29 protein-coding genes and 2 tRNA genes are annotated in these 22149 nt (G+C 30.1%); 16 read left to right on the forward strand and 15 right to left on the reverse strand.

Annotation, left to right across the window (positions count from 1 at the left end; genetic code table 11):
- Positions 1–39 precede the first annotated feature (39 nt).
- From L8T82_RS02120 to L8T82_RS02140, 5 genes are all read right to left on the reverse strand, one after another.
- Positions 40–657 (reverse strand): hypothetical protein, encoded by a 618-nt coding sequence (locus tag L8T82_RS02120; RefSeq protein ID WP_263725785.1) that lies wholly within the window; start codon positions 655–657, stop codon positions 40–42.
- 447 nt (positions 658–1104) lie between these two features.
- On the reverse strand, positions 1105–1275 hold the full coding sequence (locus tag L8T82_RS02125) for a hypothetical protein (protein WP_263725786.1): 171 nt from the start codon (positions 1273–1275) through the stop codon (positions 1105–1107).
- Between the two features lie 35 nt (positions 1276–1310).
- Positions 1311–1577, reverse strand: a complete 267-nt coding sequence (locus L8T82_RS02130) for a hypothetical protein (RefSeq protein WP_263725787.1) — start codon at positions 1575–1577, stop codon at positions 1311–1313.
- A 125-nt stretch (positions 1578–1702) separates the two neighbouring features.
- Positions 1703–2449 carry a DUF3944 domain-containing protein gene (locus L8T82_RS02135; RefSeq protein WP_263725788.1) on the reverse strand — a complete coding sequence of 249 codons (747 nt, stop codon included), beginning with the start codon at positions 2447–2449 and terminating at the stop codon, positions 1703–1705.
- Between the two features lie 67 nt (positions 2450–2516).
- A complete protein-coding gene (locus tag L8T82_RS02140; protein WP_263725789.1) occupies positions 2517–2738 on the reverse strand; it encodes a hypothetical protein in 222 nt (73 codons plus the stop codon).
- 149 nt (positions 2739–2887) lie between these two features.
- Between L8T82_RS02140 and rpmI the strand changes: the two genes are divergently transcribed.
- The 3 genes from rpmI to L8T82_RS02155 all read left to right on the forward strand — a co-directional run bounded on the left by rpmI (position 2888) and on the right by L8T82_RS02155 (position 4417).
- Complete coding sequence (gene rpmI, locus L8T82_RS02145; RefSeq protein WP_039617094.1) at positions 2888–3079, forward strand: 50S ribosomal protein L35; 192 nt, start codon at positions 2888–2890, stop codon at positions 3077–3079.
- 98 nt (positions 3080–3177) lie between these two features.
- The gene (gene rplT, locus L8T82_RS02150; protein ID WP_039617097.1) at positions 3178–3531 is read left to right on the forward strand and encodes a 50S ribosomal protein L20; all 354 of its coding nucleotides are present in this window, start codon (positions 3178–3180) and stop codon (positions 3529–3531) included.
- Positions 3509–4417 (forward strand): DNA ligase, encoded by a 909-nt coding sequence (locus tag L8T82_RS02155; RefSeq protein WP_263725790.1) that lies wholly within the window; start codon positions 3509–3511, stop codon positions 4415–4417. The genes rplT and L8T82_RS02155 overlap by 23 nt, the downstream gene beginning before the upstream one ends.
- Before the next feature lie 9 nt (positions 4418–4426).
- Here L8T82_RS02155 and L8T82_RS02160 read toward each other — a convergent pair whose 3' ends face one another.
- The 3 genes from L8T82_RS02160 to L8T82_RS02170 are packed head-to-tail and all read right to left on the reverse strand — an operon-like array spanning position 4427 to position 6811.
- A complete protein-coding gene (locus L8T82_RS02160; protein ID WP_263725791.1) occupies positions 4427–5236 on the reverse strand; it encodes a metal ABC transporter permease in 810 nt (269 codons plus the stop codon).
- Positions 5229–5978 carry a metal ABC transporter ATP-binding protein gene (locus L8T82_RS02165; RefSeq protein ID WP_263665325.1) on the reverse strand — a complete coding sequence of 250 codons (750 nt, stop codon included), beginning with the start codon at positions 5976–5978 and terminating at the stop codon, positions 5229–5231. Before L8T82_RS02165 ends, L8T82_RS02160 begins: the two co-directional genes overlap by 8 nt.
- Complete coding sequence (locus L8T82_RS02170; protein ID WP_263725792.1) at positions 5975–6811, reverse strand: metal ABC transporter solute-binding protein, Zn/Mn family; 837 nt, start codon at positions 6809–6811, stop codon at positions 5975–5977. Before L8T82_RS02170 ends, L8T82_RS02165 begins: the two co-directional genes overlap by 4 nt.
- A 60-nt stretch (positions 6812–6871) precedes the next feature.
- On the opposite strand from L8T82_RS02170, the gene L8T82_RS02175 reads away from it, so the two are divergent.
- Positions 6872–7570, forward strand: a complete 699-nt coding sequence (locus tag L8T82_RS02175; protein ID WP_263725793.1) for a class I SAM-dependent methyltransferase — start codon at positions 6872–6874, stop codon at positions 7568–7570.
- A 9-nt stretch (positions 7571–7579) separates the two neighbouring features.
- Here L8T82_RS02175 and pyrC read toward each other — a convergent pair whose 3' ends face one another.
- From pyrC to L8T82_RS02195, 4 genes are read right to left on the reverse strand one after another with little or no spacing between them, the layout of a single operon-like run.
- Positions 7580–8572: a dihydroorotase gene (gene pyrC / locus L8T82_RS02180; RefSeq protein ID WP_263725794.1), complete on the reverse strand. Its 993-nt coding sequence runs from the start codon at positions 8570–8572 to the stop codon at positions 7580–7582.
- A gap of 8 nt (positions 8573–8580) precedes the next feature.
- Positions 8581–8811, reverse strand: a complete 231-nt coding sequence (locus L8T82_RS02185; protein WP_012660796.1) for a helix-turn-helix domain-containing protein — start codon at positions 8809–8811, stop codon at positions 8581–8583.
- Positions 8796–9167, reverse strand: a complete 372-nt coding sequence (locus tag L8T82_RS02190) for a diacylglycerol kinase (protein ID WP_263709592.1) — start codon at positions 9165–9167, stop codon at positions 8796–8798. Before L8T82_RS02190 ends, L8T82_RS02185 begins: the two co-directional genes overlap by 16 nt.
- Positions 9167–10714, reverse strand: coding sequence for a phosphoethanolamine transferase (locus L8T82_RS02195; protein ID WP_263725795.1), 1548 nt, complete (start codon positions 10712–10714; stop codon positions 9167–9169). Before L8T82_RS02195 ends, L8T82_RS02190 begins: the two co-directional genes overlap by 1 nt.
- A 99-nt stretch (positions 10715–10813) precedes the next feature.
- Between L8T82_RS02195 and L8T82_RS02200 the strand changes: the two genes are divergently transcribed.
- The 6 genes from L8T82_RS02200 (at position 10814) to sodB (ending at position 16162) form a co-directional block, all read left to right on the forward strand.
- Positions 10814–11572: an exodeoxyribonuclease III gene (locus tag L8T82_RS02200; RefSeq protein ID WP_263725796.1), complete on the forward strand. Its 759-nt coding sequence runs from the start codon at positions 10814–10816 to the stop codon at positions 11570–11572.
- A gap of 69 nt (positions 11573–11641) precedes the next feature.
- Positions 11642–11716: transfer RNA gene (locus L8T82_RS02205), tRNA-Glu, on the forward strand.
- A gap of 217 nt (positions 11717–11933) precedes the next feature.
- The gene (locus L8T82_RS02210; protein ID WP_263669998.1) at positions 11934–12548 is read left to right on the forward strand and encodes a BspA family leucine-rich repeat surface protein; all 615 of its coding nucleotides are present in this window, start codon (positions 11934–11936) and stop codon (positions 12546–12548) included.
- A 132-nt stretch (positions 12549–12680) separates the two neighbouring features.
- Complete coding sequence (locus L8T82_RS02215; RefSeq protein WP_263725797.1) at positions 12681–14960, forward strand: anaerobic ribonucleoside triphosphate reductase; 2280 nt, start codon at positions 12681–12683, stop codon at positions 14958–14960.
- A complete protein-coding gene (gene nrdG, locus L8T82_RS02220) occupies positions 14932–15441 on the forward strand; it encodes an anaerobic ribonucleoside-triphosphate reductase activating protein (RefSeq protein WP_165955263.1) in 510 nt (169 codons plus the stop codon). The genes L8T82_RS02215 and nrdG overlap by 29 nt, the downstream gene beginning before the upstream one ends.
- 67 nt (positions 15442–15508) lie before the next feature.
- The gene (gene sodB, locus L8T82_RS02225; RefSeq protein ID WP_263725798.1) at positions 15509–16162 is read left to right on the forward strand and encodes a superoxide dismutase [Fe]; all 654 of its coding nucleotides are present in this window, start codon (positions 15509–15511) and stop codon (positions 16160–16162) included.
- Positions 16163–16194: 32 nt separating this feature from the next.
- Here the strand turns inward: sodB and purM are convergent, their stop codons facing one another.
- A complete protein-coding gene (gene purM / locus L8T82_RS02230) occupies positions 16195–17184 on the reverse strand; it encodes a phosphoribosylformylglycinamidine cyclo-ligase (protein ID WP_263725799.1) in 990 nt (329 codons plus the stop codon).
- Positions 17185–17242: 58 nt separating this feature from the next.
- On the opposite strand from purM, the gene coaE reads away from it, so the two are divergent.
- The 3 genes from coaE to L8T82_RS02245 are packed head-to-tail and all read left to right on the forward strand — an operon-like array spanning position 17243 to position 19263.
- Positions 17243–17845: a dephospho-CoA kinase gene (coaE, locus tag L8T82_RS02235; protein ID WP_263666455.1), complete on the forward strand. Its 603-nt coding sequence runs from the start codon at positions 17243–17245 to the stop codon at positions 17843–17845.
- A complete protein-coding gene (dapF, locus tag L8T82_RS02240) occupies positions 17832–18581 on the forward strand; it encodes a diaminopimelate epimerase (protein ID WP_133319131.1) in 750 nt (249 codons plus the stop codon). The genes coaE and dapF overlap by 14 nt, the downstream gene beginning before the upstream one ends.
- Positions 18556–19263 (forward strand): glucosaminidase domain-containing protein, encoded by a 708-nt coding sequence (locus L8T82_RS02245; protein ID WP_263725800.1) that lies wholly within the window; start codon positions 18556–18558, stop codon positions 19261–19263. The genes dapF and L8T82_RS02245 overlap by 26 nt, the downstream gene beginning before the upstream one ends.
- Here the strand turns inward: L8T82_RS02245 and L8T82_RS02250 are convergent.
- Together L8T82_RS02250 and L8T82_RS02255 are read right to left on the reverse strand one after the other, a co-directional pair.
- Positions 19260–20321, reverse strand: a complete 1062-nt coding sequence (locus L8T82_RS02250) for an ATP-binding protein (protein ID WP_263725801.1) — start codon at positions 20319–20321, stop codon at positions 19260–19262. The two genes, L8T82_RS02245 and L8T82_RS02250, sit on opposite strands and share 4 nt — an antisense overlap.
- A gap of 18 nt (positions 20322–20339) precedes the next feature.
- Positions 20340–20415: transfer RNA gene (locus L8T82_RS02255), tRNA-Ala, on the reverse strand.
- Between the two features lie 226 nt (positions 20416–20641).
- On the opposite strand from L8T82_RS02255, the gene rpsJ reads away from it, so the two are divergent.
- The 3 genes from rpsJ to rplD are packed head-to-tail and all read left to right on the forward strand — an operon-like array spanning position 20642 to position 22149.
- Positions 20642–20953 (forward strand): 30S ribosomal protein S10, encoded by a 312-nt coding sequence (gene rpsJ / locus L8T82_RS02260; RefSeq protein WP_012660810.1) that lies wholly within the window; start codon positions 20642–20644, stop codon positions 20951–20953.
- Positions 20954–20962: 9 nt separating this feature from the next.
- Entirely contained in the window at positions 20963–21538 is a 576-nt protein-coding gene (gene rplC, locus L8T82_RS02265) for a 50S ribosomal protein L3 (RefSeq protein ID WP_012660811.1), read from the forward strand.
- Positions 21535–22149, forward strand: a complete 615-nt coding sequence (rplD, locus tag L8T82_RS02270) for a 50S ribosomal protein L4 (protein ID WP_039617137.1) — start codon at positions 21535–21537, stop codon at positions 22147–22149. Before rplC ends, rplD begins: the two co-directional genes overlap by 4 nt.

Here is a 22149-nt window from a genome sequence, read left to right on the forward strand (position 1 = left end):
AGATTAGATATTTTAGTTTTTCTTTCCTCGTCCATCTTTTTATAAGTATTTAGCTCTTGAGTGAGATTGTTTTGCAGTATTAAATTCTTTTTTTATAGAATTTATTGCATGTGTTAAAAAAATATATGCATCATCTAACATAAGCCATGTTTGAGCTATTTTACAATTTAAAATAACACCACTCTGAGTAACAATCTGTAATCGTAAATTTCCTATTTTGGAGTTGTTTTTCCATTTATCCATATAAAAAATAACAATAGCGCTAACAATAGCTCCAAAAGCAGCACTTATGCTTAATGAAATTGCATCACCTATAGTTTCACTCGTAAATGGTATAGGTAAAGATAATAAAACATTAAGCCCAGGTATAGTTATAAGCCATTTATTTATCGCCTCACTTCCTAGCATTGCGAGTGAGGCGATAATACCTGCTGTAAAAATTTTAGCAGCCTCAAAATATATATCTTCTTTGGGCATATCTTTTGGAGGATTTATAATAATTTTTACCGCATTATATAAATATGAAGTAAAGCCAGCACGAATAACTTGAACTATTCTTTTTAAAGTTGTAAATATAGTATTTACAGCAAATACAACTAAATTAGATAAAAATGCTTGAATTTCTGCCTCTAAAGAACTTGCAAAATATTTTTCCATTTCTTTTTGATATCATCCCAGATGTAATGGATTCTATCTTTAAATCTTTTGAATATATTACTAAAACTCTCGTTTCCAAATTCTTTAAATGTTTTTTTAATTTCTATCATTAAGCCTTTGAAAAAGTCTCTTAAAATCATTCCAAATGCTGAATATACAATCATTTTTGTAGAGTCTTTAGTTCCTGTTATCAAAGCTTCTTTGTAAGGTTTTAGGCTTGTATAGTAAATTTTATCAATTTCATTATCAATATGTTTTTTTGACGATCATATTCTTGTATAAATTTTTCATTATCAATTTTACATTACATATCCAATAATCTTTCTATATTTTTTTGATCTTTTAAGGATAGTTTTCCATTTTTTATTTCTTTTTCGGTTAATATTTGTATCTGTCCTTCTAATTTCTCTAAAGTTTTTGTTGCGCTATTATCTCTTTTAAAATTATTTATCTTAGCATCCGTTTTTTTAGATTTTGAGGTGTATTAGCTAAAGACACACCATCAGCATTAGCTAAAATTCTTGCACGATCTTCATGAATTTCTTTGGCTGAAACAACATGATCTAGCTGTGTGTTGTCTTCCGGTTTAATTATTTTCCCAGTTATATAATCATACAACTCCCCTTTCTCTATTTCTTTCTTTAATTCATTGTTTATTTTGTTGTATTCTCCATTGTGGTATTTTTTGAATGGTATTTCTCACGTTTTTCATATTGTTGTTTGTCTTTTTCGTTGGCATATATATCTTTCCTGGAATTATGTGTAGTGCTTACATTACCACCGTCTTGAGAATCTAGAACAATAGCAGCCAATCCAAAATGACTTGTTATAGCATCAAGTGCGTTTTGGGTGCATTGCTCAAAAAGTTTTTTACTTTGCTCTTTTGGTAGTTGTATTTCTATGTTTTTTAGTTCTTGCAAGGCTTCTTCTAAGTTTTGATTTATATTAATTTTAAGTTGTTATCTTTGTGATATCTCTTTCAAATTATTTTCTAAAAGTTCATAATCGTTTATAAGTTCTTTATTATCTATCATAGTGGTCTCTTTTATAATAGTTTTTGGTTGTTTTGTTTCATATTATAACTTTGTCGTAGATATGCTATTTGAATAACAGCTGGTATAGTTACTCTATAAGCAGGTCCTGCTATATCTATTGCAGTCCACATCCCTGTTATTGCCCATCCAATAGGACCAACAAAAATACTCATCGCTTTTGTTAAACTCACATTAACTACAGCTGACAATCCTCTGCCTAAAATTAATTTTGATATGGCATTTGCAACAATAACTATTAATTGATAGCTTTTGAAACCACCTTGTTTTATTAAAAATTGCATTGCTGCCATTGTAGATTGTTTTGTAAAAGTTGATAAATTTAAATTTAATTCTTGAGAAATTTCCTTGATTTGCTCTTTGCTCATTTGGTCTAAAGAATTTTCTAAAATTTTCATAAAAAGATTTATTTCTATTGTCTCTGTATCGGAATTTTTATTATAATTAACTTTAAGTTTATCGGCTACATCGCATAAAATTTCTTTATAAAGTACACCTTTTCCCATTCTTAAGATATTTGCAAAGGTGTTTCCCCCAAAACACTGAAACTCATCTAAAATTAAATCTAAATACTGTTTGTGATCAGGATAGAATTTTTTATACAACTCATTTACTGTTATTAATTCCGTAAATCTTGTAGTATTATCTTTATCATGTGTAAGAATACTAACAAAATCATTTAATTCTTCGCTACTTAAGTTTCTCAAAAATTCCAAATCTTTGTCATATCTATATGCCATCTTTTTCCTTTCAATTTAAATTTTTATTATTATATCAATACCCCCCCCCGTATTGTCAAGGTTTTGTTTAGTATTGTTTACTTTTAATTATCCTTGTAAGTATCATTACACCAGCTAAAATTAGTGTATAAGAAACTACTACATTTATAATTCCGTATTTTTCTATTAAAAATAAACTTGGTAATATAACGCACCATAATATAAATATAAATAAAGCCCAAAAGGCTCCGCAAACTATAGCCCACATAGCAGTAGCTATCATAGCTATAACACCGACTATTATTGCCATTTGACTCCTTTATTTGGATTTTATAAAAATAATAAAATCATATTTAACCCTTGTGACAGGTTGTGTCATAAAAAATTTAATTTTTCTAAAGCATAGTTATAGTAAAATGATAGCTTTCTTTTATGAAAAAATTTATCCAAAGGATACACATGCCAAAAATGAAAAGCGTTAAAAGTGCTGTTAAACGCTTCAAAGTAGGTAAAAATAAAATCAAAAGAGGCGCTGCTTATAGAAGCCACATTTTGACTAAAAAACCTGCTAAAAGAATGCGTGATCTTCGCACTTCTAAGTATGTTCACTCAACCAATGTTAAAGCGGTTGAAAAAATGTTAGGAATTTAAGCTCGCTTAAATTTAGTTTTTGACGAAAGTCATTCAAACTCCCCTTATTTTAAAGGGCAAGATTCGTTTAACGAACGCCAATTTGTGAAAGGATAAATATGGCAAGAGTAAAAACAGGTGTTGTAAGACGCCGCAGACATAAAAAAGTTTTAAAACTTGCGCGTGGTTTTTATAGTGGTCGCCGCAAACACTTTAGAAAAGCTAAAGAACAATTAGAAAGAAGTTTGGTTTATGCGTATCGTGATAGACGCCGCAAAAAACGTGATTTCCGTCGTCTTTGGATAGTACGTATCAATGCAGCTTGCAGACTAAATGATATTAGTTATTCAAGATTTATAAATGGTCTTAAAAAAGCAGGCATTGAACTTGATAGAAAAATCTTAGCTGATTTAGCAATGAATGATGCAGCTGCTTTTGCTAAAATAGCAGATGCTGCTAAAAAAGCACTTTAATCTTACTGCAAGGCTTTTTATAAGCCTTGTTTTTCTCTTTACTCTCTTTTTAAATTCTCTTTTTGCTAAAGATATTTTGCTTTTTAAAGTTTATGATGAAAAAGCATTTAAAGATGTAAATTTAAGCCATTATCTCATGAGCGAAAAACTCGATGGCATAAGAGGTCTTTGGAGTGGTAAGTCTATGCAAACAAGAGCAGGAAATGCTATAAAACTCCCTTCATTTTTCACAAAAAACTTTCCTAAATTTGAATTAGATGGAGAACTTTGGATAAAAAGAGCTTCTTTTGAAGAAATTTCATCTTTAATACGCCAAGAAAATCCTGATGAAAAACTTTGGCAAAAAGTAAGTTATAATATCTTTGATGTGCCAAATGCTTGCGAGGAATTTAAGCTTGATCCTTGTACTTTAGAAGCAAGATTAGAAGTTTTAAAAAAGTATTTAGCTAAAAATCCAAATGATTTTATAAAAATCATCCCACAAATTCACATTAAAGATAAAAATCATTTAAAGCAGTTTTACCAAGATATCATTTCGCATAAAGGCGAGGGTGTGATCATAAGATTAAACAACGCACCTTATGAAAAGAAAAGATCAAACAATGCTTTTAAACTAAAACCTTTTGATGATACAGAATGTGTTGTAAAAAAGCATTTTGAAGGTAAGGGAAAATTTGAAGGTAAAATGGGATCTTTACTTTGTGAAGCAGTGATTGAGGGTAAAAAAGTGAGTTTTAAAATAGGCTCAGGTTTTAAAGAAAGCGATCGTTTAAATCCCCCGCCAATTGGTGCTATAATTACTTTTAAATACAATGGTTTAACCAAAAATGGCAAACCAAAATTTGCTAGTTTTTTAAGAGTGCATGAAAATAGTGTTTTAAAGTAAAAGTAAATTTCAACTTTTCTTTAAAAAAGCACTAAAACAAAGATAGAGCACAAAAGCTATACAAGCGCTAGCTATGATACAAGCTCCACTTGCAAGATTATAATAAAAACTCACAAAAAGCCCTATCACACAAAAATTTATGCTCAAAAGCGTAGAGATGATCATCATTTGACCAAGCTTTTTAGAAAAGCTCTCAGCGATAAATGCAGGTATGCTAAGCAAAGCTATCACAAGTATAAGCCCTACTACTTTGATACTTATAACGATACAAAAAGCCATCATTACGATTAAAAGATAATGAAAAAGATTAGTTTTAATCCCTCTTAAGCTTGCAAATTCTTTATCAAAGCTTAGAATTTCAAAGTGACGATAAAAAAGTAATACTAAAATGATAAAAATCACATCAATCGCTGCAAATAAAACTATATCTTGTGTAGGCACAGATAAAATACTACCAAATAAATATCCCATTAAATCACCATTGTACCCAGGAGTTAAGTCTATGAGTATGATACCAACAGCCATTCCAAAAGCCCATATAACCCCGACTATATTGTCACTTCTAAAAGGATATTTTTGTACCAAAAATGCTACAAGTAAAGCTAAAAAAAGAGTAAATAAACTCGTACTAACTAATACTGGCAAGCCAAAATAAAATGCTATGCCTATACCCCCAAAAGCCCCATGCGTAATGCCTCCCGCCATAGAGCTTAAGCGGTTGATCATGATCAAAGTTCCCATAATTCCACAAGCAATGCTAGTTAAAAATGCGGCTAAAAAAGCATTTTGTATAAAAGAGCTAGATAAAAGTTCAAGCATGATTTTCTCCTTTGCAACAACACTGCTCCAAGCTAAGCTCTACATCACAAAAATGTGTGTGATTTCGGCTTAAATGTGCTAGTAAATGTGCCTTTTTTTCAGGCGTATTTTCATGCAAGAATAATTCTTTGTTTAAATATGCGATTTTATTTGCATAAGCTAAGCTTACATTTAAATCATGGCATATTACTATCACGCCAACCCCGCTTTCGTGTAATTTTTTCAAAAGCTCAAAAATCTGCACCGAACCTTTAGTATCTATACTTGCAGTAGGCTCATCAAGGATTAAAAGTTTGCATTCACTTGCTAGAGCTCTTGCTATATAAACCCTTTGTCTTTGACCTCCGCTTAGCTCGTTGATTTTTTTATCCCAAAAATTCCTCATACCTACTTTTTCTAAGGCTAGTAAGGCTTGTTCTTGATCTTTTTTGGTGTAAAAACCAAAGAATTTTTTATCCACCCTTCCCATCATCACTACTTCTAGCACGCGTACTGGAAAGTTTGGATTAGCTAAAGTATTTTGTGGGACATAACCTATATCCTTTAAACTCAAGTTTTCAAAGTTTATATTTTTATGGCTATTTAGTAAGCCTAGTATGAGTTTTAAAAGTGTAGATTTGCCCCCACCATTTGGCCCTACTATGGCTAAAAAGTCTTTACTTTCATAGTTTAGGTTGATATTTTTTAAAACTTCATCTTGGTTATATGAAAAGTTTAAATTTTTAATATTGATTTTTATCATTGTAAAACACTTGCTATATTTTTTGCATCTTTTAAAAGCTCATTTTTATAATCATTTGGCAAATGATCAAGTTCTATGATTTTAAGATTATAATTACTCGCTATAGCTTTAATGGTGTTGTTATTAGCTCCTTTTGGCACGAAAATAGCTTTGATTTGCTCTTTTTGTATGAGTTTTGCAAGTTTGGCTAAGTCCTTTGGCTTAGGTTCTTTTCCTTCTATTTCTACAGGAATTTGGCTTAGATGATATCTTTTTGCAAAATACCCCCAAGATGGATGATAAACTAAAAAATGCTTATTGTTTGTGTTTTTAAATAAAGCTTGTATTTGTAAATTTAATGTATCCATTTCTTTTAAGAAATTTTCTAAATTTTGTTCATAAAATGCTTTATTTTGCGGGTATTGTTCTATAAGTGCTAAAGTGATATTTTTAGCATGAGTTTTTGCTAAAAGTGGATCAAGCCATGTGTGAGGGTCATCTCCATGATGATGGTGTCCTTCGTGAGCATGCTCTTGTAAAGGTATAAAATCAATGCCATTTTGAGTAGAGATGATTTTGGTATTTTTGAGATTATCTTTAAGTTTTAAAATCCAAATTTTTTCAAATTCTAAATTTGCTGTGAAGTAAATATCGCTTTTTTCAAGTTTTAAAATACCACTTGGTTTAAATTCGAAAGTATGTTCATTTGCATTAGGTGGTATGACTATATTGATATCCAAAGTGTCTTTAGCAATTTGCTTTACAAAATAAGCTTGTGGGGCTATACTAACACTTACCAAATCTTTGGCATATATACTTAAAAATGAAATCAAACACAAAAACAATACACGCATAATTTTCCTTTCTAAAAACAAAAAAATATTATACTATATTAGAAAAAATAAGGAGTGAAGATGAATTTATGGAATAAAAAAGCAAAAAGCTATGCAAGATATAGTTCTAACTTAAACGAAATTCAAAAAGTTACTTTTGCAAAACTTGGCTCTTTACAAGGCAAAATCGTGGTGGATATAGGTTGTGGAAGCGGTGTTTGGACTTTGCATTTAGCGCAAAAAGCAAAAAGTGTTTTGGGTGTAGATAGCTCTAGTGCTATGCTTGAAATTTTACAAGAAGATGCAAAAACTCATGCTATATCAAATATAAAAACTTTAAATTTAGACTTTGAAAACTTTTATAAAAACAATAACACAAATTTTGATTTAGCCTTTTTGAGCATGTCTCCTGCCTTGCAAAATGAAAAAGACTATAAAGCTTTTTTAAGCTTAGCTTCTAAAAAAGTGTATTTAGGCTGGGCGAGTAGGCGCAAAAGTAGCTTTTTAGATCCTATATTTGAGCATTTTAACACGCATTTTAAAGGTTTTTATGAAAGTGATTTGCAAAGTTTTTTAAATGCGCAAAATATTTCTTATGAGAGTGAAATTTTTAATGAAACTAGAGTGGTAAAAAGAGATAAAGATAGTGCGATAGAAAATGCTTTATGGCATTTGAGTATGAATGGCATTAATGCAAACAAACAAGAGTTAGAAAGCTTTGTAAAAGATGAGGTAGAAGAGATTATAGAAGCTAAGATAAAACTTTTGATTATTGATTAAATTTCAAGGCTAAATAACCTTGAAATTTAAAGTTTTTCCCGCCATAAATGGCACTACATCGCCGTATTTTTGCGCTACTTGCCATTCTTGTTTTTCTAAAGTGATGATTTTATCTTTTTCAAATTTAAGATTATGGATTTTACAAGCATTATCTGAAATAAATTTTTGTAAATTTGCTTCATTTGAGTGTTTTTCAAAAAGTTCAGCTAATACAGGTAAAATCACCGGTGCGCTAAATACTCCAGCTGCACAACCACAACATTCTTTAGTGTGCAATGGATGAGGTGCGCTATCGCTTCCAAGCATAGTCTTTTCATAGCCGCTAAAAGCAAGCTCACATAAAGCGTCTTTATCTTCATAGCGTTTTGCAATAGGCTTGCAAAATAAATGCGGATCCATCTTACCACCCACCACATCATCAAGGGTTATCATTAAATGATGTAAAGTGATAGTTGCGTATAAATTTTCATAATCTTTTAATAAATCACACAAAACCTTAGTGGTAATATGTTCCATTACAATTTTTAATTTTGGAAAATTTTTAGTTAATTTTTCATAGATTTTAGCAAAATTTGCCTCTCTATCCATTACAAAATCATTTGTTTCTCCATGTACAAGTAAAGGCAGGCCAAGCTCACTCATAGCATTTAGTGTAGGTTTTAACTTTTCTATATCAAAGCTTGAAATTCCATTATCTGAATTTGTAGTTATGCCTGCAGGATAAAGTTTGATAGCAAAAATTTCATCCTTAGCTTTTTCTAAAAATTGCTCATCATAGTCTTTAAAAAATAAAGTCATCAAAGGCGTAAAATCTTCATTTTTACATGCTTTTAAAATGCGTTCTTTATAAGCTTTTAATGCGTTTATTTCAGTAAGCGGAGTGATTAAATTTGGCATGATAACTCCCGCTTTAAAGTCTTTTGCGCTAAATGGAGCTACAAGTTCAAGCATGCTTTCATCGCGTAAATGTAAATGCATATCCAAAGGGTTTTTAAGCGTCATTTTATCTCCTATTTGAGTTTATATAAGCCGTTTTTGAGCTTTTCAAGCAAAGCTTTTTCTTCTAAAAATTTAAAAGTAGAAATGATGGTTGGTTTGCTGATGTTTAACTTTTTAGAAAGTTCTTCGATATTTGCAAAGACAAAGCCATCTTCATTAGCATGAAGGGCTAAAAATTCTAAAATTTCAAAGCGTTTTTTACCAAAGATTTTTATGCATAGTGTTTTTACTTTATCATCCATTCTCTAGCCATATTAAAAAGAATAAAACTCCAAGTAATTATAGCCAAAACAACGCTAAAAAACACCCCAGCGCTCGCACAATCTTTTGCTTTTTTAGCTAAGATGTGAAATTCGCTCGTGTAAAGATCCACGCAAGCTTCTATGGCAGAATTTAATGCTTCTATAATTAAAATCAAAACTAATACTAAAATAAGCACAAAATGTTCTAAAAAACTCACAGGTAAAAATAAGCTTACAAAAATCAAAGGTAAGATAATAGCAAATTCTATTCTAAAAGCCATTTCATCTTTAAGCAAGAATTTAATGCCACTAAAGGCATAACTTGCATTTTTAAATAAAGAATACTTTGGCTTCATTAAGGATTTTCCTTTAAATTTTTACTATATAAGTCATAGTTTTCTTCATATTCTTTAGTTTGGACATTAAAATATCCTAATAAACTTGAAAAAATATTATCTTGAGATAATTTATAATCTTTCTTTTTTTGTAATTCTTGGATTAAATTATTATCTTTGCTCCAAAGAATCATAGGAACATGAGTTTGTTCTTTTGGTGCTATAAAATAGGGCATTCCATGAAGGTAAATTCCATTTTCTCCTAAACTTTCTCCATGGTCTGATACATACAACAATGAAGCATTTTGTGCAGGACTTTGCTTTAGTAAGTCAATAAGACTTTTGATGATAAAATCTGTATAAAGTAAAGTATTGTCATAGGTATTAGTTAATTCTTCTTGCGAGCATTGTTGTAATTCATTTGTATCGCAAGTTGGCGTAAATTTTTTAAACTCATTTGGATAGCGCTTAAAATAAGCTGGTCCATGAGAACCTTGCAAATGAACGACTATGATTTTACTTGAAGATGGATTTTGTAATTGTTCTTTAACAAGCTCAAGTAAGCTCTCATCATAATCTTTTGAAATCAATTTATGTGCTATACGATCGCAGTTTCCTTTGCAACCTCCAGAATTATTTCCAAGCCAAACACTTTGAACTCCAACTCTTTGTAAAATATCTAAAGCATTTTCTTCATAAAGACTATTGTCAAAAGTAGCTCTTTTGTGTCTTGAAAATATACAAGGTAAACTTCTAGCAGTTGCTGTCCCGCAAGAGCTTACATTGTCAAAATATACTAAATTAGGTTCGTTTTTGGTATAAAAATTAGTATCATTTTTGGCATAACCACCCAAAGAATAGTTATTTGCTCTAGCGGTTTCCCCTATGACTAAAATCATAGTTTTGTTTAAGTCTTTTTCCATTTTCGCATCTAAAGCTATCTTTTGAAGTTCTTTTTCTGGAATAACTTCTAATTTTATATATTTAATTGCTGAATAAATTTGATAAAAAGGAGTGTTATAAACTCTTACTTCATTATAAGTTCTTAAAAATGGTACAATACTTTTTGAAAAAATTCCAAGCAATCCAAAAGCAACAAATAAAGCAACAAATAAAGTACTAAATTTGATGATTAAATGTTTTTTGATATTGTGATATTCTATTTTAGTTTTTATAACTAAAAATGCTGGAATCACAAAAGTAAAAAATATATAAACAAAAATATTAAAATTAATCAGATCGCGTACTTCTTTTTGATCAGTTTGCATAGCATTTCTAATCATATCATGATCTATAATAACACCATAATTGATCATAAAATAACTACTAATTGAACTCACACCTATTAAAAAAATCATTAAAATCTTGCTAAGATAAGGCAAAAATAATAAAGCGAAAATTCCAACTAATAGTGCAAAATATATAATTATATATAAAATAATGGAAATATCATTATTATGAGGATGTAAATTTTCGTGAATATAAGAAAACAATTTCAGATTGATACTAGTTATATAAAAAGCACTCAAAATAATAAATTTAAGCCACGATATATTAAAAAATTTCATGAAATCCTTTCAAAATTAAAGATTTAATTATAAATAAAAATGGTTAACTTAATATCTTTATGGTATGATTTTGCTTTTTGTAAGTTTAAGGATTAAATTATGAAATTATTATCATGGAATATAAATGGCCTAAGGGCAATTTGTGATAAAAATGCACTTGATTGGATTGAAAAAGAAGAAATTGATTTTATAGGCTTTCAAGAAATCAAAGCACACGAGGATAAATTTCCAAAAAGAATTTATGAGTATCCTTTTAAACATATGTATTCAAATAGTGCTAAAAGAGCAGGGTATTCAGGTGTAATGAGCTTGTGTAATTTTGATTGCGAAGTCAAAAAATGTGAGTTTTTTGATGATGATGAGGGTAGAGTTTTAGAGCATAGCTTTAAAAATGTAGTTTTGTTTAATATTTACTTTCCAAATGGTCAAAAAGATGAAGAGCGTTTGAATTTTAAAATGAAATTTTATAATGACTTTTTAGTATATTTAGATAAACTTTTAAAAGAAGGTAAAGAAATTATCATCTGTGGAGATGTTAATACCGCACATCGTGAGATAGACTTAACCCACCCAAAAGCTAATGAAAAAACTTCAGGTTTTCTACCGATTGAGCGTGCTTGGATAGATGATTTATTAAAATTAGGTTTTATAGATACTTTTAGACATATAAATGGCGATGTTAAAGAAAAGTATTCGTGGTGGAGTTATAGAATGAAAGCAAGAGAAAGAAATGTAGGCTGGAGGATTGATTATTTTTTCATTTCTAATGGCTTAAAAGATAAAATTAAAAATGCTTTTATAAGAGATGATATTTTTGGCTCAGATCATGCTCCTGTAGGGATAGAAATCGATATTTAAGGTATTTTTTAATGCCTTAAATAATTATTAAGTAAAAATTGTTATAATTTCATCTTAAAACTGCAAAATGGCCCATTCGTCTAGCGGTTAGGACATCGCCCTTTCACGGCGGTAACACGAGTTCGAGTCTCGTATGGGTCACCACTTACTATTTTATATCCACTTTTTTTGATAATCATTGTCATATTTTACAAAAAGTTACATTGTTTAATTTAAATATTTTTTATTTGTTTTCTCTTATTTAAATTAAGTTTATTTTAAAATACTTATTATTAATATATTGAAAGTTATTGTTAATAATTTGTAAATTTTTACATTGACTTCACACTTGTTTTTTAAAATATACAAAAAGGAGGACAAAATGTATAGACCTAAAAGCAAAAATGAGTTAATGAATTTGGTGCATAATGAAAGAATTTCTCTAAGGGATATTGATGTATCTTTGATTGATGATTTTTCTTATGTATTTTATTATTCTAAAAGATTGGATTTTTTAGGTATTGAACATTGGGATGTATCAAATGCTAAAGATATGTCTTATATGTTTTATTGTTGCGAAAGTTTTAATGCAAATTTGTCACGCTGGAATGTTTCTAAAGTTGAAAATATGGCAAGTATGTTTTTTAACTGCAAAAATTTTAATCAAGATTTATCAAAATGGGATACTCAAAATTTAAAAGATATGTCTTATATGTTTTTTAATTGTGTTAATTTTAATCATTCTTTATTGCATTGGAAAACTTCAAATACTACCAGAATGGCACATTGTTTTGAAAACTGTCATGCGTATGAGCATAGTGTTGTGAATTGGGATGTGCAAAATGTAATTACTATGGCATATCTTTTTCACAATTGCAAAAATTTCCATCATGAATTAGATGAGTGGAATATCCAAAAGGATTGTAATACTGAAAAAATGTTTGGAAATCGTGGTATTGATAAACTTTATGCAGTAAAAGGTATAGAGTTAGAATAAACAAAATTCACACAATTTTTGTGTGAATTTTTCTTTTATCTTTTTAAGTTTTTCATCAAGTTTTTGTACTAAACTTATCTTCATAAAGCGTTATTTTTTAGCTTCTAGAGATTATTTTTTAGGAAAATTTACATGAAAATAAAATTTATTACAAAAAGAGATAAAAGTCAAGTTGCATTTGATATTTTTAAAATTAAAAATGCTATTTTTAGAGCCAATATAAACTCTACTGATAAAAAATTAGAAAATGATGAATTAGGTAAGCTTTGTGATGAGGTTGTAGCTTTGCTTGATGAAAATCATGCACAGGTAGAACAAATTCAAGATAAAATTGAAGAGGTTTTAATAAAAAATGCTTTAATCAATACTGCAAAATCTTATATATTATACCGCCAAAAAAGAACACAAATCCGCAATGGTAGCTATGATTTGCTAAATTTGTATGATGATTTAACTTTCAAAGATTCTAAAGAAGCTGATTTAAAAAGAGAAAATGCCAATATCAACTCAGATAGTGCTATGGGTATGATGTTAAAATATGGTTCAGAAGGAGCAAAATACTATGTAGATGAGTGTATTTTACCAAAACATATCGCAAATGCACATAAAAATGGCGATATACATATACACGATAAAGACTTTTATATGCTAACACAAACTTGTTGTCAAATAGACTTGTTAAAGCTTTTTGAAAATGGTTTTAGCACTGGACATGGAAGTTTGCGTGAGCCAAATGATATCAGATCTTATGCTTCTTTAGCTTGCATTGCTTTACAGGCTAATCAAAATGAAATGCATGGAGGTCAATCTATACCAAATTTTGATTTTGCTATGGCAAAGGGTGTGGCAAAGACTTTTCAAAAAGAGTATAAAAAGGCTATAAATGCTTTTTTTGAAATAAAATTAGAACAAAACCTAGACGAGCAATGCTTTAAAAATGCTAATTTTCAAGTTTCAAGCGAAAAAGAATGTTTTAAAGAGCTTTTAAAGCTTGATTTAAATAATGATGAGAATTTTTTAAAACAAGCAAATGCTTATGCTTATAAAAGAGCATTAAAGCAAACCCAAGATGCGACTTTTCAAGCTATGGAAGCTTTGGTGCATAATCTTAATACTATGAACTCAAGAGCAGGAGCCCAAGTGCCTTTTAGCACACTAAACTATGGTACTGATACTTCTTTTGAAGGGCAAATGGTAATAGAAAATTTACTCAAAGCCACGATGAAAGGCTTAGGAAATGGTGAAACACCAATTTTTCCTGTGCAAATTTTTAAAGTAAAAGAAGGTATTAATTATAATGAAAAAGATCCAAACTACAAGCTTTTTAAACTCGCTATAGAATGTGCTTCTAAAAGACTTTTTCCAAATTTTAGCTTTTTAGATGCAAGCTTTAATGCAAAATACTATAAAAAGGGTGATTATAATAGCGAAGTAGCTTATATGGGTTGTAGAACTAGGGTTATGGCAAATGTTTATGATGAGAGCAAAGAAATCACAAGTGGCAGGGGAAATTTAAGTTTTACAAGTATAAACCTTGTGCGTTTAGCCATAGAAGCCAAAGGAAATTTAGAGCTTTTTTACTCACTTTTAAAAGAAAAATTAGAGCTTGTGTATGAGCAATTACTTCATAGATATAAAATTCAAAGTCTAAAAAAGGTTAAAAATTTCCCATTTTTAATGGGCGAGGGAATTTGGATAGATTCAGATTCTTTAAAAGAAAATGATAGCGTAGAAAAAATCATAGCACACGGGACTTTAGCTATAGGTTATATAGGACTTTGTGAGAGTTTAATAGCTTTAGTAGGTTCTCATCATGGACAAAGTCAAGAAGCAAGGGATTTAGGTTTGCAAATCGTGCGTTTTATGCGTGAATTTGTCGATGAAAAAGCACTCAAAGACAAACTGAATTTTTCACTCATAGCTACCCCGGCTGAAGGTTTAAGTGGAAGATTTTTAAAACTAGATCAAAAAAAATACGGCATTTTAAAAGGCATAACCGATAAAGAATTTTATACCAATTCTTTTCATATTCCTGTAGATTTTCCTATTAGTATATATGAAAAAATTCAAATAGAAGCCCCATATCATGAGTTAAATAATGGCGGGCATATTACTTATGTGGAATTAAATGGTGATGTGAGTAAGAATTTAGAAAGTTTTGAACGCATTATAAAATGTATGAAAGAAAGCAATATAGGCTATGGCTCGATTAATTTCCCTCTAGATAGAGATCCAGTATGTGGTTATAGTGGTGTGATAGATGAGTTTTGTCCAAAGTGCCATAGAAAAGAAGATGATATTAAATTTGAACGCATAAGAAGAATCACAGGCTATTTAGTAGGAACGCTTGATCGTTTTAATGACGCTAAAAAAGCTGAAGTTCATGCAAGAATTAAACACGATTTTTCTTAGATTAGCCGGTGTCATAAAAGAATCCATAGTCGATGGCTATGGTTTGCGTTATGTGATTTTTACTCAAGGCTGCCCTCATCATTGCAAAGGTTGTCATAATCCACAAACACATGATTTTAACAAAGGATATTTGCAAGATTTAGCAAGTTTGTATGATGATATTTGTAAAAATCCTTTGCTCCAAGGTGTTACTTTTAGTGGCGGGGAGCCTTTTATGCAAGCAAAAAATTTAAGTATTCTAGCAAAGCACATTAAGGCTTTAGGGCTTGATCTTACTATATATACAGGTTTTACTTATGAAGAGCTATTGCAAGAGCAAGCTATGAAAGAATTACTTATCTTAGCTGATGTTTTGATAGATGGGAAGTTTATTTTAGAGCAAAAAGACTTATCTTTAAAATTTAAAGGTAGTAAAAACCAACGCATTATCGATGTAGCAAAAAGCTTAGAGCAAGGCAAAGTAATACTTTTTGAAAAATAAAGACTCATTTAGTCTTTTTTAACTTAACTATGTTAGAATGCTATAAAATTTAAAAAAGGAGAACAATATGTTTGAATTAAGAAAACTACCTTATGAAGCAGACGCTTTTGGAGACTTTTTGAGTGCAGAAACTTTTGCATTTCATCATGGCAAACACCACCAAACTTATGTAAATAACCTAAACAATCTTATCAAAGATACTGAATTTGCAGGAAAAGATTTAGTTTATATCATACAAAACTCAAATGGCGGAATTTTTAACAACGCTGCTCAAGTGTATAATCATGACTTTTATTTTGACTGCATTAAGCCAAAAACATGCTGTGGTTGTGGCTGTTCTTTAAGTGATGAGTTTAAAGCAGCGGTTGAAAAAGACTTTGGTTCTATGGAAAATTTAAAAGAAGAATTCATCAAAGGAGCTACAGGAGTATTTGGTTCTGGTTGGTTTTGGCTAGTTTATAACACTCAAAATCAAAAATTAGAATTAGTAGCTACAAGCAATGCTGCTACACCTATCACTGAAGGTAAAGTTCCACTTTTAGTAGTTGATGTGTGGGAGCATGCTTACTATGTAGATCACCGTAATGCACGCCCTGCGTATTTAGAAAAATTCTACGCACACATTAACTGGGAATTTGTAGTAAAAGCTTATGAATGGGCTATCAAAGAAGGTATGAATTCAGTAAGCTTTTATGCAAATGAACTTCATCCGCTAAACTAAAAAATAAAATCTCTTAGAAAGTCTAAGAGATTTTACTCTAAAACAACCCCTTCATTTAGCACAACTTCGCCTATTACATAAGCATCTGAACTTTCTAAAACTTTTCCTACATTAGATGGGTCTACTACCATAACTAAACCCACGCCCATATTAAAGCTTCTATACATTTCAGCCTCTTCTACGCTTTGGCCTATTTGATAAAAAATTTCAGGAGTTTTTAGATGATGTTTTCTAATAATAGCACCTATTCCTCTTGGAAAAACTCTAGGTAAATTTTCTACTAAACCACCACCTGTTATATGAGCTAGTGCATTGATGAAAGGTTTTAATTTTAAAAAGTCTTTTACATAAATTCTTGTAGGTTCAAGTAAAATATCGATTAAATTTTTACCATCTATTTTATCATCAAACTTAAGCTTTTGTGCTTCAAATAATACTTTTCTAGCTAAAGAATATCCATTAGAATGAAGCCCACTACTAGGCAAAGCTAGTAAAATATCTCCATTTTTTACAAAATTTCTTCTATCTATTTCATCTTTTTCAGCCATGCCCACTGAAAAACCTGCTAAGTCAAAGTCATTGTTATGATACATTCCAGGCATTTCAGCAGTTTCTCCGCCTATTAAGGCACAATTTGCTTTTTTACAACCATTAGCAATCCCTGCTACAACCTTTTTAGCTACTTCTACATCTAACTTTGCACTTGCATAATAGTCTAGAAAAAACAAAGGCGTAGCAAAATTGCAAATTAAATCATTCACGCACATTGCTACTAAATCTTCGCCTATTGTGTCAAATTTTTGACTATCAATAGCAAGACGCAACTTTGTGCCTACCCCATCTGTTGCTGCTAGCATAACAGGATTTTTAAAACCACTTGGCATGGCAAAAGCACCTGAAAAAGAACCTATGCCACCTAAAACATTTTCATTAAAAGTTTCTTTTACTAAAGGCTTGATTGCTTCTACAAAAGTATTACCATTATCTATACTTACGCCCGCATCTTCATAGCTTATATTCATTTATCTTCCTTTAAGAATTTAAAAGGTATTTTAACTAAAAATATTTTAAGGTTAAATTATGCAAAATGCTTATTTTGTGACTTCAAGTATAGCAGGTGGAAAGTCAAGCTTTATAAAAATAGTTCAAAATTTGGGTTTTGATACTTTAAGTGCAGATGTGATAGCTCATGAGCTTTTAAATGAAAATGCTAATTCCATAGCTAAACTTTTTGATAATAATGATTTAATCATAGCAGGAAAAATAGATAGAAAAAAGCTTGGTGCTATTGTATTTAATGATTTAAACGCCAAAAAAAAGTTAGAAGGTTTTTTACATCCTAAAATCAAAGAAGAAATTTTACAAAAAGCACTAATTTTAGATAAAAAAAATAAGGCTTTTTTTATAGAATTACCTTTATTTTTTGAAAATAATCATTATCAAGATCTAGGAAAAAGTATATTGATTTATGCTCCAAAAGAAATTTTATTAAAAAGATTAATACAAAGAGATAATTTAGATGAAAATGAAGCCTTAAAAAGAATTAATTTGCAACTTGACATAGAAGAAAAACTAAAAAAAGCAGATTTTGTGATAAAAAATATTTCAAGTTATGAAAAATTTGAAGAAAATGTGCTAAATTTTTTAAAACATACTTTAAAGGTTAAAAATGAAATTTTATAAATATTGTGCAAGCGGAAATGATTTTGTAGTATTTGCAGATGGTGAAAAAAAAGATCGTAGCGAGTTAGCTAGAATTCTTTGTAATCGTTATGAGGGCATAGGTGCTGATGGGCTTATAGTAGTTGTGCCTCATGATAGATATGATTTTGAATGGGAATTTTATAATTGCGATGGTAGTAAAGCAAATATGTGTGGTAATGGATCGCGTGCAGCAGCTCATTTTGCTCATCATTATCTAAAAAAATCACAATATTTAAATTTTTTAACCGGAGCAGGACTTATAAAATCATTTGTTGATGATGACATGGTAGAGATTAAATTAAGTGGAGTGAAGGATATTAAAGAAGCTTTTAAACATAAAGATAGAATTTGGCAAGGATGTAATACAGGTGTGCCACATATGGTGACTTTTGTTGATGATTTAAATGAATTTGATGTAAATTTATGCAAAGAAGTGCGTAAAAAATATAATGCAAATGTTAATTTTGCTAAAATAGAAAATGAAGAATTTATAAGAGTTAGAACCTATGAACGCGGGGTAGAAGATGAGACTTTAGCTTGTGGTACAGGTATGGGAGCTTGTTTTTATCTTGCTTATTTAAATCAAAAAGTTAAAGATGATATTTTAGTAAAGCCAAAAAGCAAAGAAAATTTATATTTTAGATTAGAGGATGATCAAATATTTTTCAGAGGAAAGGTAAAGTGCTGTTTTGAAGCTGATTATAATTTTACTTAGCAGTTTTTTATTTTTAAAAGCTGAATTTATAGCAGGTTTTGATAAACATTATTACGCTTTAAGTATAAAAGAAAAGCGTGAAATTTTTATCAAAAAAATCAATGCTTTGTTAGATGTTTCTTTCAAAGAAATTGAAAATGAAAAAGAATTTATAGATATTTTTTTTGAGGAAGCTTTAAAGAGTAATTTTAGAAAACTAAATTCTAATGCTGTGCAAAAACTATGGTTTTTAAAAGAAAAATATCGCGTTAAAAATTTATACGATCACAAGGAATACCAACTGCGTATCCAAAAAGTTCCAAAATCTTTAGCCATAGCTCAAGCAATTATTGAAAGCGCAACTGGTACAAGTCGTTTTGCTAAAGAAGCAAATAATTTATTTGGAGAATGGACTTGGGGTGAGAAAGGTTTGATTCCAAAAGAAAGAAGTGAAGGTAAAACTCATAAAATTCGTATATTTGATAGCTTACAAGAAAGTGTGGATTCATACTTGCTAAATTTAAATCGTCATGATGCTTATAAGGAATTTAGAGCTTGGCGGTGGGATGCTATAAATCAAAATGAAAAACTTGATGGTAAAGAAGCGGCAAGTCATTTGGAAAAATACTCAGAGATCAAAAGTAATTATACCAAGCTTATTATTTCTATCATAAATCAACATAAGCTTGATAAGTTAGATTAATTTCCTAAAGCCCACTCATCAAAAGGTAAAATCATCACACGCACCCCTTCTATAAAAAACTCATCTCTTTGTGAAAGCGTGATGATATAAATAGTTGAAAGTGCGAGTTGGTTTTTACTAAGTATTTTTTTGACTTTTAAACTAAGTAAATCTTTATCTTTAAAGGGCGAGCATAAAAATGCATTTTTAAGACTTGGTAAGTAAAAATCAAAATGCTTAGTATAAAAAATTTCTTGTTTAAATTTAAATAACTCGCTTAAAATCAAATTTTCAAACAAAGCACTAAAGTCTTTTTGTATACTTAGAGAATTTTTTAGTGAAAAGTCCCAAAAATATACTTTTTTTAAATTTTTTTCAAGATTTTTTACAAAATACAAAGTGTAGTTTGATTCTAGTTTTTCTATGCTTTTGTATAAGGTATCTTTGGAAATTTTTATACTGTTTTTTAGTGTTTTTAATAGCTCATTAACGCTAAATTCATTCCCGAGTTCTAAGGCAATTTGTTTGAGTATGGTAAGCTCTAATGGAGTGTAAAAACTTCTTAAGTATGATGAGTTTGTGTTAAAGTTGTGATTTAAAATCACATTGCGTCCTGTATGTAAAAAATAACTTACCATGGTTTTAGTGTCAGCGTATTTTTTGTTTAAGCTTAAAAATTCTTCAAAGTCTAAATAATCTAAATGAAGTTCTTCAAAATAATCTAAATGAAAATTGCTATCACAAACACTTAATATGATTTGCAAATTAAGGTGTTTTAAACTGGCAAAGTCAAAATCATGAGCAAAGTTGCAAAGTGCTAAAAATTTAATCTGTGGATTATAGGTTAAAAACGAATTTAAATTTACCAAAGCACTTGCTTGAAATTTTAAATCATCACAATCGATAAAAAGTATATTTTCACTTTTGTACAAAGATAAAAAATTTAAAATTAAATTTTTCTTACCACTTGCAAAACCACCTTTTATAATGATGTTTTTATGGGTTTGAATTTGAATTTTTCTTTCATCAAATTTTTGAAATTTTGGGTAATTATCGTAAAAAAATTGTAGTGATTTCATAAATTTCTTTGTAATTAATGGTGGAGCATAGCGGGTTCGAACCGCTGACCCCAACGCTGCCAGCGTTGTGCTCTCCCAGCTGAGCTAATGCCCCTTTAGATTTTGAAATCATACTATATTTTTTCTTAGATTTTCTTAATGTATAAAAAATCTTGTAAATTTTATAAAATTTAATTTTTATCCTTTTTAAAAGGAAAATAATTAAAAAAAATGCATAAATTTCTTGACATAGCAAAGGCTCTTTTTATATAATTTCAACATCATTTTATATGGTGGTTAGATTCTTATGGGTCTAACGAGTTCTTTACAAAGGAAAAAATATGGAAAGAATCAGGCTTAAGCTAAAAGCTTATGACCACAGAGTTCTAGATCGCACAGTTGCAGCAATTGTAGAAGCTGTTAAAAGAACAGGTGCTGACATCAGAGGTCCAGTGCCAATGCCTACAAAAATCAAAAGATACACAGTTTTGAAATCTCCACACATCAATAAAGATTCACGCGAACAATTTGAGATGAGAATTCATGCTCGTATGCTTGATATTGTAGCAGCTACTCCAGATACAGTAGATTCACTCACTAAGCTTGACTTGGCTCCAGAGGTCAATGTTGAAGTAAGAGCTATGGGTAAATAAGGATAGAATATGGAATACATTGTAGAAAAAATTGGTATGAGTAGAACAATCAGCACACCAAGCATTCCTGTAACCTTACTTAAACTTGTTCAAACTAAAGTATGTGAAGTAGAAAATGGAAAAGCTTTGGTTGCTTATGTAAAAGGCAAAGCAAATAATAAATGCATTGCAGGTCAGCAAAAAAAATACAATCTTTCAGCTGAATATAATAGATTTGCTTCTTTAGAAGTAGCAAACACAGAAGCAGGTGATATTGATCTTAATCCTTTAAAAGAAGCTTCTATCTTAAAAGTAAGCTTTAATTCTAAAGGTAGAGGTTATAGTGGGGTTGTTAAAAGACACGGATTTGCCGGAGGTCCTGCAAGTCACGGTTCAAGATTCCACAGACGCCACGGATCAATCGGTAACCGCGAATGGCCAGGTCGTGTTCAACCAGGTATGAAAATGGCAGGTCATTATGGTAATGTAAAAGTTACTGTTAAAAATGAAGTAGTTTCATTTGATGAAGAAAATGGCATCTTAGTAGTAAAAGGTGCGGTACCAGGATTTAATGGTGCTATGGGTAAAATAAGGATTGCAAAATGAGTAAAGTAACTGTTTTAAATGATAAATTTGAAAAAGCTAGTGAACTCGATCTTCCAGCAAAATATGCAGAAGTTAATCCTCACAACCTTTATTTATATGTAAAATCTTATCTTGCTAGCCTTAGAGCAAACACAGCTCATACTAAAGGTAGAAGCGATGTAAGCGGTGGTGGTAAAAAACCATGGAGACAAAAAGGTCGTGGTGGTGCAAGAGCAGGTTCAACAAGAACGAATGTTTGGGTTGGTGGTGCTGTAGCATTTGGCCCTACAAACAATCGTAATTATTTCCAAAAAGTTAATAAAAAACAAAAACGCTTAGCGCTTGAAAGAGCATTGGCTGATAAAGCACAAAACAATGCATTATTCTCAGTAGATAGTTTAAGCATTGAAAGCGGTAAAACAAAAGATGCAAATGCAGTTATTAAAAAGCTTGGTTTAAAAGATGCTTTAATTGTAAAAGATTTACTAGATGAAAAAACACTTCTTGCTTTTAGAAACTTAGCAAATTGCTATGTAGTTGATATTAGCGAAGTAAATGCTTATTTAGTATCTGTATTTAATGCTGTTATCATTGAAAAAGCAGCGCTTGAATCTATCGTAAAAGAGGGTTAA

The sequence above is a fragment of the Campylobacter sp. IFREMER_LSEM_CL292 genome, from assembly GCF_025771615.1.
Taxonomy (GTDB): Bacteria; Campylobacterota; Campylobacteria; order Campylobacterales; family Campylobacteraceae; genus Campylobacter_D; species Campylobacter_D lari_D.